This is a genomic window from Sorangium sp. So ce185, assembly GCF_051526825.1.
Classification (GTDB): Bacteria; Myxococcota_A; Polyangia; order Polyangiales; family Polyangiaceae; genus Sorangium; species Sorangium cellulosum_D.
Genome location: NZ_CP150316.1, coordinates 6,862,465 through 6,877,437 on the forward strand (window position 1 = coordinate 6,862,465; position 14,973 = coordinate 6,877,437).

Sequence of the window (14,973 nt, forward strand, 5' to 3'; positions counted from 1 at the left end):
GTGTCCCGTTCGCCTTCTTGAGCCTGCGCGGCGTGTGAACCGAGGCCCCTGCCAGGCTCCTCCTGCAGGAGATCACCCTAAGCGGGCTTATGCCGCCAGAAAGATTCTTCTGCCCCGCGGACCGGCGGCTACGCATCGCGAGGGTCCGCCCCCCGATCGACCGTCCCGTGCGCCGTGTCCTGCGGCATGTACGGGTCCTGCGGGCCCGCGCGAGCATCCAGCCATGCATCCACCACACGCCCAGCCGCCAGGTGACTCGCGAACCAGCGGAGCGTCTCCCAGTGCGCTCGCCGCACGCGAGCGCTTCGGCCGCTCTATGCCTCCGCAACGCGACGCAGCAGATCGTGTTCACCAGGCCCTTGCCCCGCTACGCCGATGCGGCAACACGCGCGCCGCGCTCGGGTTCCCACGGCAGGCTCGCGACCTTCGACGCCAGGAACTCGCGCCGGCCGCTCTCGTCGCCGGCATCGAAGAGCACCACCTTCGCGTCGCCGACGATCGCGTTGACGTCGAGCACGACGCGGACGCGCGGGGAAAACCGCTCGGCCAGCACGACCAGATCGCCGGGACGCGGCCGGCGGGCGGGCCTGGCCGTGCGCGCGGGGTCGGCGAGGACCTCCGCAAGGCGCTCGGCGAGGCCGAGGTGTACGATGAACCACCGGTCGCCGTCGACCCGGGGCTTGGGTGTGCGGGCGACGCTCTCCTCGAGGATCGAGATCGCTTCTGGGTCAGCCGCGAGCCAGGGCGCGAGCAAGGCGTAGAGCTGCGCCGTGACCCAGGAATCATCCTCGACGCCCCGCTGCCCTGCCCGCTCCGAGGCCACCTCGACGTCGAGGCCGACCTCCCAGGCAAGCCAGCCGAGAAGGCCGACGACCATCGAAAGCTCCTCGAACATCTCGCCGTCCGCTTCGGCGAGCGCACGTTGCGCCACCGGTTCGGCGCCCCACACGAGTGCGAGCGCCGCCGACTCGTAGAGCCACCATGCGTCATCCCTATCGACGAGCTCGAGTCGCTTCCGCCGCCATTCCGGTCGCTGCTCGATCAGGCGCAGCGCGCGGAGCACCCCGAGGACGGCAGCCAGCTGAACTACCGCTCGCCGGGCTCGGTCCGGTTCGGCTGCTAGCTCGAGCTGCCCTTCCATGCGCTTGATCAGCCGGCGCACCTTCCCGCGGCAAGCTTTCGCGAGCGCCTCGTGGTCGGGGGCCTCGCGCGCGAGCTCGCCGCCGTCCTCCTCGTCCGCGCCGATCTGCTCCTGGTCGCTTGGCGGGCGCGGGCCGGGCGCGGCCGACAGGCCTTCGCCAAGGCGCCGCATGAGCGCGTCGAGCAACACCAGGACGTCGCCGCTCGCGAGCCGGCGTCGGCGTCGACCGGCCTTCGGCCCGGCGGCATCCACCGCCAGCGATGCGGGTCCCATCGACGGCTCCGTCGTGGAGGACGCCCCGCCGGTGGACTGCAAAGGCGTCGTACGCACGACGTCATCGGAATCGAAGATCACCTTCTCGGTGAGCTTCAGGAGGGTCTCGAGCTGACCGGGGTCCTCCTGGAGCGCGCCGAGCGCCTGCCGCAGCGCCTTGCGCGTGTCGCCGCCGAGGTTCTTCGCGATCTCTTCGGTTCGATGGACGATGACCAGCATCGGGTCACCGGGCGACCGCGCCTCGAGGAAGTGAGCTCCGTCACGTACGCCTTCCGGCGCCTCGATGGAGGTCCCGCTCCTCTCCCCCCGGACGACGGCCTGGCCGAGGACCGCGCCCTCGTCGCCGATGCCGTGCAGGACGACGCCCGCGCGGATCGGCGCCTGCGCCAGGAAGCCGTGGGCGGTTGGCGTGGCGATCCACACCTTCCGACCAGGAGCGTCGACCCGCGCCGGCTGGGTCGCCCGTCGCTCTGCGATGAACGACCAGTCCGCCTCCGTGACCGGCGGCGCTGCGCGCAGAGCCTCAATGCCGAGCGCGGCGCCCGCGCCGACCCGCCGGTCGGCGACCACGGCCTCGGCGTTGCGGCTGGCCGGTGGCGCGAGGAACGCCGCGACGCTGGGGTTCGCGCTCCCGACGACCAGGAGCTCGCCGTCCGCCCCCTGGAACCAGAGCACCTTCGCGTGCAGGTAGTGCACGCCGTCGTCGCGGGGTTGCCGGTGCTTCGGGACGCCGGCCACGTTGACGAACCGGACGCCGGGGAGCTTCGCCGCCTCGTTCGGATCCATGTCGACCGACGCGGGATCGATCCCGATCACGGCCTCACGCGGCCGGACATCCGCGAGCAGCCGGCGCGCGAAGGCGAGCTTCGGATCGAAGAACGGTCCGCAGACGAACGCGGTCGCGACATCGCGCGGCATGCGGGGCACGATCTGCGACCAGAGATCGGCGCCCGTCGCCGAGGACGTCAGGATCACGCGATCGCCCGCGTCCGCGGCGACCGGGCCGTCCAGCCACGGGACGCCGAGCTTGAGGCCCTCGTACGCCTCGACCACGTCGGGCAATCCGGAGGGGACGTGTCCGGCGAGGAACTCGAACGCCCGGCGGAACGGGGCCGCGGCGCCGCGGATCGAGGCGCCCTGGGCGCGGAACACGGTGGTCACCTCGTCGTTCAGCCCGAAGCCGGACAGCGTCAGGTTGTGGCTGCCGACGAACAGCGCCCCCTTCGACTTGCCGACGCGCAGCAGGATCTTCGGGTGGAAGGCGCCGCCGACCTCGACGGGGATCAGCGTGTAGTCCCTCCCCGCGCGGCGCGGGCGGAGGTCCTCGCTCGCGAACGCCTCCGCGCACCGGGCGGCATCCATCATGAGGACGTTGTGCGTGCAGCCCGCGGCGACCAGGCGCCGGAGCACGACCTCCTCGTAGAACGGGAAGTAGCAGTTGTAGGTCGCGATGACCGAGGCCCGGAATCCCGGCTCGGAGAGGTGCTCCATCAGCGAAATGGATGCGAGCTCACCCTCCACGGCACACCTCCAGCGCGGCGCGGCCGCGCTCGGTCAGCACGAGCCCATCGGCCTCGAGGTCGATCAGGTCGAGGTCCCGGAGGATCTGCACCGCCCTGGTGACGCGGGGGAGCGTGAACGTCGGCGCCGGCGCCTCCACGACGCGCAGCTCGCCCTCGAGCGGCCGGATGCGGAAGGTGTCGCGGCGCTCCGCGCGGAGCTTGCGGAGGGCGACCCGGAGATGGCGGCCGACGCACCAGTGCACCGAGAGCCATCGGATCCACTCGCCGAGGCTCATCGCGGCCCACGTCGTGCGCGAGGCCTGCCGGAGGGAGAGGAGGTGGACCTCCTGGGGGTCGAAGTACTCGGGGTCGAGTTCAAAGTCGGCGTACGGGTACTCGTCGACGCCGCGGGCGAGCAGGGCCAGCAGGATCTGGAGGCTTTCAACGGCGACGTTTTCAAGCTGATCGTCCTCAAGACCGAGCCCAGCGAGACGCCAGCCGCGATCCAGTTCGTGTTCGGGAGCAGACCAGTTTGCGAGCGGCGGCAGCTCGCCTCGGACGTGCGCGATCTCGTCGGCCAGGGGCCGTGAGAGCCTCGCGCCGAACGACGACAGCAAGCGTTCGCCCACGTCCGCTGCGTCGGAGGACTCCCTGAGCACGCCTTGGTGGTCACGCTCGACAGCGCGGAGGATCGCCGCGAAGAGCCCCTGGACGGCGAGCGACAGGAGCTCGTTCCGCTGGTAAGTCCCCCATCCCCGTCGCGCACGGAGCAGCGCCCCGTCCAACTCCCATGGCGAGCCGTCGGAGAGCACCCCGGCGTACGAAGCGCCGCGAAGCAGCGCTTCGTACGTGTAATCCGGGTTCTTCCCACCACGGGCGGCGAGGTCGAGCATCAGTCCGAGCGACGCCCGGCGCGCGTGGTCTCCATCGGCCTCGTACGCGGCTGTCCTGGCAAGGAACACGTCGAGCAGCAGTTCGTGCTCAACGGGATTTCCGCGAAGCGCGCAAGGGCAGAACGACGCGAGCTCGTCGAGATCCGACCAGGCGATTGCCGATGCCTCCAGGACGCGGAAGAATGCCTCTTCCTCAACGCCCTTGGCGAACGCCTCGGCGATTTCGCGCCCCCGCTCGCGACCATACCCGGGCGGGTAGTCGACTCCCTGATCTGAGTGGTCGAGGATGCTCAGGTCGCGGAGCGGGCCAAAGTAGTACTGGCCGAGCCCGCCGAGCTTGTTCTTGAAGTAGCGCCTTGGCCCTTCGAGGGCCGCGTACTCGTCCAACGAGATCTCCTCGACATCGTCGCCGATCCGGAGCAGCTCGAACCGGCCGACCATCCCGATGCCGTGGCGCCCATGGTCGGCGTCGCCGAGCGCACGGGCGTGTCGGATCGCGATGAGCGCGAAGAGGCACTCCGCACGGCGCAGAACGCGCCGGAACTCATCAAGGGAGTGGTCGGCGTACCGGCGCTCGAAGGACCAGATCACCCATGGATAGAAGGCGTAGTACCGGGCCCGATCGGTAACGTTCGTGATGCCTGGAAGGAGCTGCGTGTAGAGGGTCGTGCACGGCGCCTGGACCCCGAGGTGATCAAGACCGCGGATCGGCTGCGGCGGACTCACCCAGGCGATGTTCTCCACGATCGTCATCCGTCCCCTCCTGACCCGACCTCGTGGGCGGCAGCTTGCTTGTCATCAGTCTTACAGAGGCAAATGCTATCGAATTCCGTGCAGCAGAAGGCACTGATCCCAGACGCTCCGACGACAGCGTGGCAGGCTTACCTGAAAAATTTTCAATAAAGCCATCAAAGCAGATGCTACACAACACCAGCAGGAGTCTTCCCTCGTCACCCGCGTCGAAAACGACGCGACCTCGAAAGAGGCTAAACTCGCCCCGCACGTGCTGCTGAAGGAAGGATGGAGTATACTCACGGATAAAACTTGCTCCACCTCTTCTGTATCCACGCCTTCCACGCTTACTCAGCGAAGTTTCATCTCTCGATTATCCTGGTGTCCCAGACTCAAGTTCGCCGTCCTTCCGGCGCGGTTTGTGAAACAGGGTATCACTCTCGGGACGAGCGCCCCAGCGCTCCTCGATGCAGTACACGCCCGCACCTTCGAGGGTACGAGCACTATGGTCCTGCGCGTCCTGAAACAGATTCACGTCGAGCGGCACGAGCATCGACAATCAGCACAGCGATGACACGAGCAACTCTTGGCTGCTCACATGAACACAATGGCTCTACTCACACCCAACAGTCTTCAGACGAGATCCACACAACACAGGGCGCTCTTTAACAGACTCACCTGGCCTCCACCTCGACAAACATCTTGAGCTAAGCAACCTTCGACACAACCCCTCGAGCAAGCTCTCCGCAAAGCACACTCCGCACAATGGAGTCAAACAGCGCATCGCTAGCACCAATCGCCTTCCTTTGATTAAGCAATGAAACTTCAGCGGCGCGAGCTATACATACAAAACGGTCTTGTTCCTGAATCGATGGAACATCCACCGGCGTTTCCTCAATCTGCGCAATGTTCAATGTCGGCTGCGCCACCGTCCTAATCTCGCTTCGAAAATAGTTTTGAACGTATTCAAGCCGAAGATAATACGCAAGATACAGCGGATTCAGCCTGGGCCCACAGGGAACTCGCGCCACTGCGCGTGCAATATTGGCTCCAGCGAGCACCGGCTCTGCCAAGGCAACCTTACCAAATGTTGCCCCAACGCATGCAATGAGCACTTCGTTACCGATGAGGCGAGAGCGCGCATGGCGCTGGTCGATCTTAGGATCAATTCTCCTCATCGAATCAGTTCGAATTCTTAAGTCAGCAAAATCACCGACTCTTACCAAAGGAATACCTTCAGGACACTCATCACCGGGCTGCACTACGCCGTAATTAATCTTATCAGCGTCAGCCACCAGCTCTCTTAAGGCGACAATATGACGCCGCCTGCGATTGTCCACTGGACTCCCGAACATTTCCAGAAACACTGACTGAGGCAACTTCTCGGCGAGCGCAATTGCCTCCTTCCGCTTGCGTCGAATCGCGTCGGCCTTGTCGAGGATCTCGGCGACGCGGCGCTGCTCGGGGAGCGGCGGTAGGAGAAGCGGCACGCTCCGAATGTCTTCCTGGGTGATGTTCTGCATCGAGCCGCTGGTACCTCCGGCACGCGCAGCAAAATAACGCCTCGTCGGAGGCGATTGAAGAACTCGCAGCAGGTACCGTGCATCAACCTTGGTCGCATCTGGCACCAACTTTAGGATCTTGTCGGACAGGAGTAGATCCGGGAAGTCGCGAGGCACCTGAACGGCGGCACCCACCAGGTCCGTGGTATTGGCACGAGAGAGGAGAATGTCACCTTTCATCGGCCGAGGACAGCCACTCGGTTCGTAGTCTGGAAGCGCGGCCTTATTCTCGGTCGCATCGAACTCGCCCCAGGTGACGGCGCTCACGCGAAGGATTCCGAGCTCACCACGCTCGGCCGGTCGTTCGAGCGTCTTCACGCTTCGGCCGGCCTCGATACGCACCAGCACCGAGCCAAGTGTAGTCGGAGTGGCGGTAGCAGTCTTCATCATGATAACGCCTTTGCAAGGTCATCGAGGCTCTTAGCGATCTCCACCTCGACGGCCCGCAGCTTACCAAGAATAACCTTCGGCGATTCGTACTGCACCTCCTCGTGCACGGCCTCCTTGTAGCGGTTGATTGACAGATCGAAGTTATTCCCCCGGATCTCGCTAACCGGAACCGTGAAGTACTTGACCGTCCGGTCAGTATCCTTTTTAGCGTTCCTCTTCTGCCAATGTTCCAGCGCTGCCGGCAGATCGTTCTCCTTCACTGGATCGCGCTTGTCGTCGAGCGAGAACCCGTCAGCATCGACATCGTAGAAGAAGACATGATCTGTCCTCCCGCCCTTGGTGAAGACTAGAATGGCCGTTGAGACGCCGGCATAAGGCCTGAACACGCCCGAGGGCAGCGAGATGACCGCTTCGAGCTGGTTATCGTCGACGAGCATCTGCCGAAGCGCCACGTGCGCCTTCGACGAGCCGAAAAGCACGCCATCCGGCACAATCGTCGCGCTGCGCCCTCCCTTCTTCAGCATCCGCAGGATCAACGCCACGAAGAGCAGCTCCGTCTTCTTGGTCTTCACCTTTTGCGTGAGTGACGGGTGTACATCCTCGGCGTCCAGGCTCCCTTTGAACGGCGGATTGGCAAGGATAACGTCGAAGCAACCAGTCGCCTGCTTCGCGAATCTCTCAGGAAATTTACTCGAGAGCGTGTCCTGGTAGTGAATATCCGGGTTATCCACCCCATGAAGCATCAGGTTCATCGACGCGATGCGGAGCATCGTGCTGTCGAAGTCGAAGCCATGGAACATGTCGTTCTGGATGTGCTCGCGGTATGGCTCGAGTTTGTCGCCCGTGTAGATCTTGTCGCCGTTCTCCCCGATCATGATGCCCTTCGGCGAGGTGTACTTCTCGAGCAGGTACTGCATCACGCCCACGAGGAAGCCCGCCGTGCCGCACGCCGGATCGCCGACGATCTCGGTCGGCTTCGGGTCGAGCATCTCGACCATGAACCGAATGATGTGCCGCGGAGTCCGGAACTGGCCGTTGATGCCAGCCGTCGTGAGCTTGCTGAGGAGGTACTCGTAGAGGTCGCCCTTCGCGTCGCCATCGGTGATCGGCAGGGCGTCGATCATGTTCACGGCCGACACCAGGAGGCTCGGCTTCTGGATCATGAGCTGCGCGTCGGACATGTACTCGGCGAAAGTCGTCCCGCCGTTCAGCTGCCGGAAGTGCGGGAAGACCTTCTGGCTCACGACCGCCAGCATCTGCTCGGACTTCAGCTGCTTGAAGTTCTTCCAGCGCCGCTTGTCGTCAGGGCCGTCGAAGGTCCCCTTAAATGGCTTCTTGGTTCGCTCGGCCCGCTTCTCGTTGCGGGTCTCGGCCACGTCGAGCAGCCGCGCGAACATAAGGAAGGAGATCTGCTCGATGACCGTCAGCGGGTTGGTGATGCCGCCGGTCCAGAACTCCCCCCAGAGCTTGTCGATGTCGTTCTTCAGCTTGCCGGTGATCATGATGCTTGCCTCGCGGAGGGCGGCGGGTTGGACGCTGACGCCTTTCGCGGCTGGAAGGTCTCCAGGATGGCCAGGATCTCGTCGACCTGGCCCACTTCGGTGAACACGCCGTCGATGCCTTCAGCGTGGATGGTGGTGAACGGTGGCTCGTAGAGCCGCTCTAGCTCGATCCCGCCGTTCTGCGCGATATGGTTCTTCAGCACCTGCATGAACCGGAGCTGCTGCGCGGAGAGGCGGGGGTGTTTGTGCACGAAGCCGGTGAAGGCCTCGTCGACCGCGGCGGGGTCGAGCCCCACCAGGCCGCGCAACACGTCCAGCAGCGACTGCTTCAGCTCGGGCTGGACCAGGTGCTTCAGGTTCGCCTTGTCGTCGACACGGAGCACCAGCGTGGTCAGGGCCTCGAGCTCAGCTTCGGGCACAGGCTTGCCCGCTCGGATGCGCTGGAGCGTCGGGTCGTTCCCGAAGTGCTCACGGATGACCTTCTCGACGCGGTGCCGGTACTCGATGAGCTCGAGCCCCTCGAGCTTGGGCGTGTGGTCGACGCCCTCGACGTCCGCGTCGGTCACGTCGAAGACGCGCGGCATCAGGCGGCCCGTCGTCACCTGAGCCTGGTACTTCATGATGCCGCGGAGCTCGCTGCGGATCTCTTCGAGCTTTGGCACGGTGACGCTTGACCAGAACTCCCTGCTCTCGACCGCCTGGATGGCCGCCGCCTTCGCCTTCACCGGGTTCTGGTTCTTCATCAGCCGGGCAACCTCGCCCTCCACGGCCGCCTTGAGGTCGGCCACGGCGGGGGCGCCTCTGAGCACTGCCTCCTCGAGCCGCGTCACGAGCAGGTCGAAGCGGTAGGCGTCCTCGTCCCCACGGATGTTGCGCCACTGCATGAGCGGCGCCGCGATGGAGAGGAGGTCCGCCTTGGTCGCCGCCGCAAACTGGGCGAGCGTGTCGCGGTGCGACAGGAGCTCGAGCTCCTTGCGCCGATCACGCACCTCGATGCTCTTCGAGGCAATCACGTCGCGGATGTCTTGCACGAGCAGGTCGACCGTCGCCTGGAAGACGGGCTCGTTCATCTTGTCGAGCGCGGCCTCCGCAACCGCGATGCGCGCCTCGAAGATCTTCTGCAGCAGCGACTTCTGTGGCGAAGGCTGCTTCTCCTTGTACTTCTCCTCGAAGAACCAGAAGTTGCGCCCGTGGTCGAAGATGAGGAACTCGGTCTTGTGCTTCCTGGGCCCAAAGAGGTCCCGGCAGAGGCGCGTGCCGCGGCCAATCATCTGCCAGAACTTCACATACGACTTGACTGGTTTGGCGAAGACGAGGTTCACGACCTCGGGCACGTCAATGCCGGTGTCGAGCATGTCGACCGAGATGGCGATGACCGGGTCGCTGTCCTTGTTCTTGAAGTCGTCGATGAGCTGGTCCGCCCGGGCCTCCTGGTTGTCGATCACCCGACAGAACGTGCCCCCATACTGCGGGTAGAGCTCGTTGAAAAGCTCGGCGAGGTGCACCGCGTGGACGTGGTTCCGCGCGAAGAGGATCGTCTTGCCAACGCGGCTCCCCGTCGCGTCGCGGATCCCCTCCTCCATCAGGCTGCGGAGGATGATTCGGCTCGTGTCCTTGTTGAAGACGTCCTTGTCCAGCTCGCCCGGCTCGTGTTCGACGGCCGACACATTGTCTTCCTGTTCCTCGAGCTGAGCCCGCTGCTCGGGTGACATCTGCGAGTACTTGAAGCCCTCCTTGCGGAATTTGGACTTGTACTCTCGCACGCGGAACGGCACGAGGTAGGGCGGCGTTGAGTTAACGGCCTCCTCGAAGCCGAAATTCGACGTCGGATCGTTGTTCTCGCATCCAAACAGCTTGAACGTGTCGCGGTCGATGTACTGCACCGGCGTCGCCGTCAGGCCGACCTGCAGGGCGTCGAAGTACAGGAACAGCTCTCGATACTTCTTGTAGATGCTGCGGTGCGACTCGTCGGCGATCACCAGGTCGAAGAATCCGACGTCGAAGCTCTCGAAGCACTTCATCATCGCCGGGTAGGTCGCGAGGTAGATGCGCTTGTCCCGATCCGAGGAGGTCGTGCTGTCGACGACGACGCGGGGCTCGCCGGGCATGAATTCCTTGAAGACGCTGTCCGCCTGCTTGCGGAGCTCGCGGCGGTCGCAGAGGAACAGGATGCGCTTCGCCCAGCCGGCGCGCATGAGGACGTCGCAGAGCGAGATCGCGACGCGCGTCTTGCCCGTACCGGTCGCCTGAACCAGAAGCGCACGGCGGGACTTCTTCTCGAAGCGCTCGCTGACGCGCTTCACGGCCTCGAGCTGGTACATGCGCTCGGCGATGGCGAGGTTCGGCGCTACCGCGGTGAGCGGCGTCTTGTTCTTCCGCTGGTGGATCAGGTACTCGAGGCTGTCCTTCGAGTAGAAGCCGTAGACCTTGCGCGGCGTGTAGCCCTGGGCGTCGTCCCACAGGTAGATGTCGTTGCCGTTGGTGTAGAAGGCGGCAGGCCGCTGGCCCGTCTCCTTCTCGAGGCACGTCGCGTAGATGCGCGCCTGCTCGGCGCCGACCCGCGCGTCCTTGGAGGTCCTCTTCGCCTCAATGACGGCAAGCGGCTTGCCATCATCGCCGTAGAGCACGTAGTCGGCGAAGCCGTCGCCCGACGGGGTGGGCATGGCGGAGAGCTGCACCTCCTGCCGCACCTGCTCCGTGCTCTTGCCGTTCTGCCCGACGTCCCAGCCTGCCTCGATGAGCTCCTCGTCGATCAGACGACGGCGCGTCGCGCGCTCGTTGAAGTGGAGGATGTTGGCAGCCTTCTGCCCCTCGGCCCGAAGCTGATCGAGTTGCTCCTTGGTAACGGTGAACGACTGCTCGGCCGCCTCGCGCTTCTTGCGCTCGGTTTCCAAGTCGGCGAGCACCTTCTGGAGCTGCGCCTCCTGAGCGGCGAGCTTGGCGTGGGCCTCCTTCTCCTTCTCGAGCGTCGCACCCGGCTGGGCTGGCGGAGGCGGCTCGCGGTACTGCGGGCATTGCGCCTGGCTGCCGCCGTCGAGCTGCACGTGCACCCACTGCGCGATGTCGAACCCGTCCCGCAGGTTCAGGAGAGCGACCTGCGTGGTCGGAGCCTCCCGGTGCGCCGCGCGGTTACCCGACTTGCGGATGGCGTGGAGCTTGTTGAGGACCACCTCGGGGACTGCCGAACGGAAGACCGTCTCGTTCAGCATGTCGTTCAAGTTATCGCTGTAGGGACGAGGAAGCTGGTACCCAGTGTAGATGAGGCCAACGACGTGCTCGACGAAGAGCCTCAGCTTGAGCAGGGCGCTGCCCGGGTCGGGCCGCGCGTACGCCTCCGCGAACCCGCCGAGGTCGGCGAGCTCGGGATGCTTGCGTCGCAAGAATTCGAAGTTCTGGGACTTCAAGATGGCGTCCTTGGGCAGCATGCCCGCGCTATGTGCAGAACCTGTTCCATCACTCGGCTACCCCATACTTCTCGAGCCAGTTCTTCAGCGTCTGGTAGTTGGAGAGCCCCACGAGGGAGGCGGCCCTCGTCTTGTTCCCCTGCGCTTCGGCCATCGCGCGCGCCAGGTAGTGACGAGCGACGTCGCCGAGGAGGTCCGCCAGCCGGAAGCCGTCCCCCAAGGGGCGCCCGAGCACTTCTTGTCCCGCTCCCGCCGCGGGGACCCCGACGAGGGCCTCGCGCGCTTCGCTCTCCTCGATGGACGGTCCCTTCGACCAGACGAAGGCGCGCAGCAGAGTGGCCTCGAGCTCGCGGACGTTGCCAGGCCAGTGGTGCTGCTGGAGAATGTTTCTTGCGCCAGCAGAAAGTTTTTTGTGCACGCCAGACTGCGCCACCATGTCCGCGTTGAGCTTATCGAGCAGGCGCTGGAGGAGAAGACCGACGTCGCCTTCACGTTCGCGGAGCGGCGGCACCTTCAGAACGAGCACGGCCAGCCGGAAGTACAAATCCTCGCGGAAGCGACCCTCGCGGACCTCGTCCAGCAGGTTGCGGTTCGTTGCCGCGATCACACGGACATCCACGGGGACGTCGGTCTTGCCGCCGACACGCCGGACCTTCTTCTCCTGCAGCGCACGGAGTAGCTTCACCTGCGCGTCGAGCGGCAGCTCTCCTACCTCGTCGAGGAAGAGCGTTCCCCCTTCGGCCTGCTCGAAGTAGCCGGCGTGGTCCGCGCCGGCGCCGGTGAACGCGCCCTTCGTGTGCCCGAAGAACTGCGACTCGACCAGCTCCTTCGGGATCGCTCCGCAGTTCACGGTGACCAGGGGCATGCCCTGCCGCGGGCTCTCCTTGTGGATGGCCGCCGCGAGGAGCTCCTTGCCGGTCCCCGACTCGCCCTCGATGAGGATGGCCGCCGAGTATGGCGCAGCCTGACGGGCGCGGCGCACCAGGCGCTTCATCGCGTCGCTGCGGTGCAGGATGTCCCCGAACTTCGGCTCCTCGGGTCGAAGCCCGCCGCTGAGGCGCTCGAGGTCCTCGTCGGCGCGCCGGATCACCTCCGGGATGAACTCGGCGGCGAGCTCGAATGGCACGTCGGCCGTGCGGACGCCCGCCTCCTTCGACGACTCGATGAGCTCGGCCTCGAAGCGCGTCTTCGCGACGATGATCCAGATGGAGGCCATCGCCGGGGTGCCGGGGCTCAGGTGGAAGGTCAGCTTCGCCTTCTTGCCGTACTCGCCGACCGCCCACGGAACCGCCGCGGTAACGGCGCGGTAGATGTCCGCGTAATGCGTCGGGGAGGACAGCTTCTCCTGGCGGACGACGAGGCTCGCCTTCGTCTTCTTCTTGAGCCACCGCTCGACGAGCGCGGCCTCTTCCTCCCGGTAGTTGTTCAGCAAGACGACGTGGTCGAAGTCGCGGTCGACGAGGGCCTGCGCGAGGGGCCCCTCGCCGACCGCGGCATCTCCAGAGGCCGCCTTGATGTCGGTCTTCCCGATCCACGCAAGGAGAACGCGCGCCATGGTAGGGGCAGCGTAATCAAACTTCTGGTAGCAGAGAAATTTTTCTGCTCCTCCCGGCCTGTTCTTCTCGTGGTCCAGCCGCGCCGGCCAAGCGTGCGGCTCCGTGACGCATGGAACGGTACATGAAGAAGGGCGGTGCATGCACACGCAAGCCCCCTCACCGTCCTCGTCAACGTGAACACCAGTGCCATCGAGGCCCACATCCGCGACCATCGCGACGACGTGCTCGCCGCCTTCGGCCCCCTCAACGACGCCCAGCGAGCCGGCCTCGTCACCGATGCGTGGACCATCGGGCTGCGCGCGCTCTTGAACGCGCACCGGCAGGCCGAGGAGTCGCGCCTGTACGACATCAGCAAGACGCTCAAGGAGGACCTCGACGAGCAGCTCGCGGCCTACATCGAGCGCCAGCAGGCGACCCTCGTCCAGGTGCTCGCGCGCTACTTCGACCCCCGCGATGGCCAGGTCATCGCCCGCCTTGAGGGCTTCCTGCGGGATGAGGGCGACCTCGCCCGGATGATGGAGCGCTTCCTCTCGCCAGAGCACGGGGCTCTGGCGCAGACGCTCGCCCGCGAGCTTGGGGAGAAAAGCCCGCTCCTCCGCCGGTTGAGCCCGACCGACAGCGAAGGGATCCTCTTCCTGCTCGAGGCGAAGGTGCGTGAGGTGCTCGAGGAGAACCAGGCCGAGGTCACGCGCGCGCTCGATCCCGTCGCCAAGGATGGCGCCGTCGCCCGCTTCCTCCGCGCCCTGCGCAAGGAGCTGGAGGATGCGGACAAGGACCGCAGCAAGCAGCTCGCGCTCGCGACCAAGGCCCTCGATGCGAACGACGAGAACTCGCTCCTGAGCCGCCTGGCGCGCGAGACCGCCGCGGCCCGTACCGCCCTCCTGTCGGCGATGAACCCGGAGCTCCCCAACTCGCCGATGGCGGTTCTGAAGAACTCCCTCACGGCGGTGCTCCGGCAGCACGGAGAGTCGCAGCGCGAGGCGATGGCCGCGATGCAGGAGCGGCAGGCGAAGCTCGAGCAGGCGATCCGTGAGTCGCTCGTCCGCCTCGAGGAGCGCAAGCGGGGCGACGCCAGGTCGGCGCGCGGGGGCTTCAACTACGAGGAGGCCGTGCTCCTCTTCGTTCAGCGCACCGTGGAGGGGGCGCCGGTCACCGTGGACACAACCGGGAACACGGTGGGCGCGAAGTCGGGCTGCAAGGTCGGCGACCAGGTCATCCGCTTCACGAAGGAGAGCATCCATGCAGGCAGCGCCCTCGTGATCGAGGCGAAGCGTGATGGCGCGTACACCGTCACCAAGGCCCTGCAGGAGCTCGAGTGCGCTCGCGGCAACCGGCTCGCGCAGAGCGGCGTCTTCGTCATGGCACGCAGCCATGCCCCCGCGGCGTTCCCGCGCTTCGCCCGCTACGGCAACGACATCCTCGTGGTGTGGGACGAGGAGGACAAGGAGACCGACCCGTACCTCCACGCGGCGGTTCTCCTCGGACTCGCGCTCGCGAGCTGCCAGCGGCGCCCCGAGGACGCGGGCGATATCAAGGCCCTCGTCGACATCGAGCACCTTATCCGGAAGGAGCTCGACCGGCTCGAGCGGATGCGCAAGCTCAGCGAGTCGATCAGCAGCAACGCCGAGCAGCTGGGCGAAGAGGTACGCAAGGGCGGCGACGCGCTCGGCCGGCTGCTGCGTAAGGCGAAGGCGACGCTGACGGCGCTGAACGTGGAGCTCGCCGAAGCCGAGGACGCGAAGAGGGCGTCCGTGGTGTTGCCGGCTGGGTCTCTGGAACAGGTGCGCGCGGCGCTCGCGGAGCACACGGCCGAGCCGGACGGTAAGGTGCCCGTGCGGCGGAGCGCGTAGCTCTGCCGTTCACCTGCGTCGCGTCGCCTGGTGGGGCGCGACGCAGGATCGAAGCTCGTAGCCTGCTTGGCCATCAAGCTTGCCGGGACCGTGATTCTCTGCGCGTTGCGGACGCAGGGCTGGCATCCAAGGACGCGACCGTTGCGTCCTTCAGGGTCTGCAAAAATC

Annotated in this window: 7 protein-coding genes; 1 reads left to right on the forward strand and 6 read right to left on the reverse strand. The window is 65.7% G+C overall.

Annotation, left to right across the window (positions count from 1 at the left end):
* Positions 1-367 precede the first annotated feature (367 nt).
* From WMF26_RS24905 to WMF26_RS24930, 6 genes are all read right to left on the reverse strand, one after another.
* Positions 368-2,935 carry a hypothetical protein gene (locus WMF26_RS24905; RefSeq protein WP_438002340.1) on the reverse strand — a complete coding sequence of 856 codons (2,568 nt, stop codon included), beginning with the start codon at positions 2,933-2,935 and terminating at the stop codon, positions 368-370.
* Positions 2,925-4,562 (reverse strand): hypothetical protein, encoded by a 1,638-nt coding sequence (locus tag WMF26_RS24910; RefSeq protein WP_438002341.1) that lies wholly within the window; start codon positions 4,560-4,562, stop codon positions 2,925-2,927. Before WMF26_RS24910 ends, WMF26_RS24905 begins: the two co-directional genes overlap by 11 nt.
* A 686-nt stretch (positions 4,563-5,248) precedes the next feature.
* Positions 5,249-6,493, reverse strand: a complete 1,245-nt coding sequence (locus WMF26_RS24915) for a restriction endonuclease subunit S (protein WP_438002342.1) — start codon at positions 6,491-6,493, stop codon at positions 5,249-5,251.
* Positions 6,490-7,995, reverse strand: coding sequence for a type I restriction-modification system subunit M (locus WMF26_RS24920; protein WP_438002343.1), 1,506 nt, complete (start codon positions 7,993-7,995; stop codon positions 6,490-6,492). The genes WMF26_RS24915 and WMF26_RS24920 overlap by 4 nt, the downstream gene beginning before the upstream one ends.
* A complete protein-coding gene (locus tag WMF26_RS24925) occupies positions 7,992-11,399 on the reverse strand; it encodes a DEAD/DEAH box helicase family protein (protein WP_438002344.1) in 3,408 nt (1,135 codons plus the stop codon). The genes WMF26_RS24920 and WMF26_RS24925 overlap by 4 nt, the downstream gene beginning before the upstream one ends.
* Before the next feature lie 49 nt (positions 11,400-11,448).
* A complete protein-coding gene (locus WMF26_RS24930; RefSeq protein WP_438002345.1) occupies positions 11,449-12,954 on the reverse strand; it encodes a sigma-54 interaction domain-containing protein in 1,506 nt (501 codons plus the stop codon).
* Positions 12,955-13,089: 135 nt separating this feature from the next.
* Here WMF26_RS24930 and WMF26_RS24935 point away from each other — a divergent pair, with 135 nt between their 5' ends.
* A complete protein-coding gene (locus tag WMF26_RS24935) occupies positions 13,090-14,805 on the forward strand; it encodes a hypothetical protein (protein ID WP_438002346.1) in 1,716 nt (571 codons plus the stop codon).
* Positions 14,806-14,973: the final 168 nt, after the last annotated feature.

Coding starts and splice junctions, on each gene's coding strand:
- WMF26_RS24910 (WP_438002341.1), bottom strand. CDS start 4,562: ATGACGATCGTGGAGAACATCGCCTGGGTGAGTCCGCCGCAGCCGATC.
- WMF26_RS24915 (WP_438002342.1), bottom strand. CDS start 6,493: ATGATGAAGACTGCTACCGCCACTCCGACTACACTTGGCTCGGTGCTG.
- WMF26_RS24920 (WP_438002343.1), bottom strand. CDS start 7,995: ATGATCACCGGCAAGCTGAAGAACGACATCGACAAGCTCTGGGGGGAG.
- WMF26_RS24930 (WP_438002345.1), bottom strand. CDS start 12,954: ATGGCGCGCGTTCTCCTTGCGTGGATCGGGAAGACCGACATCAAGGCG.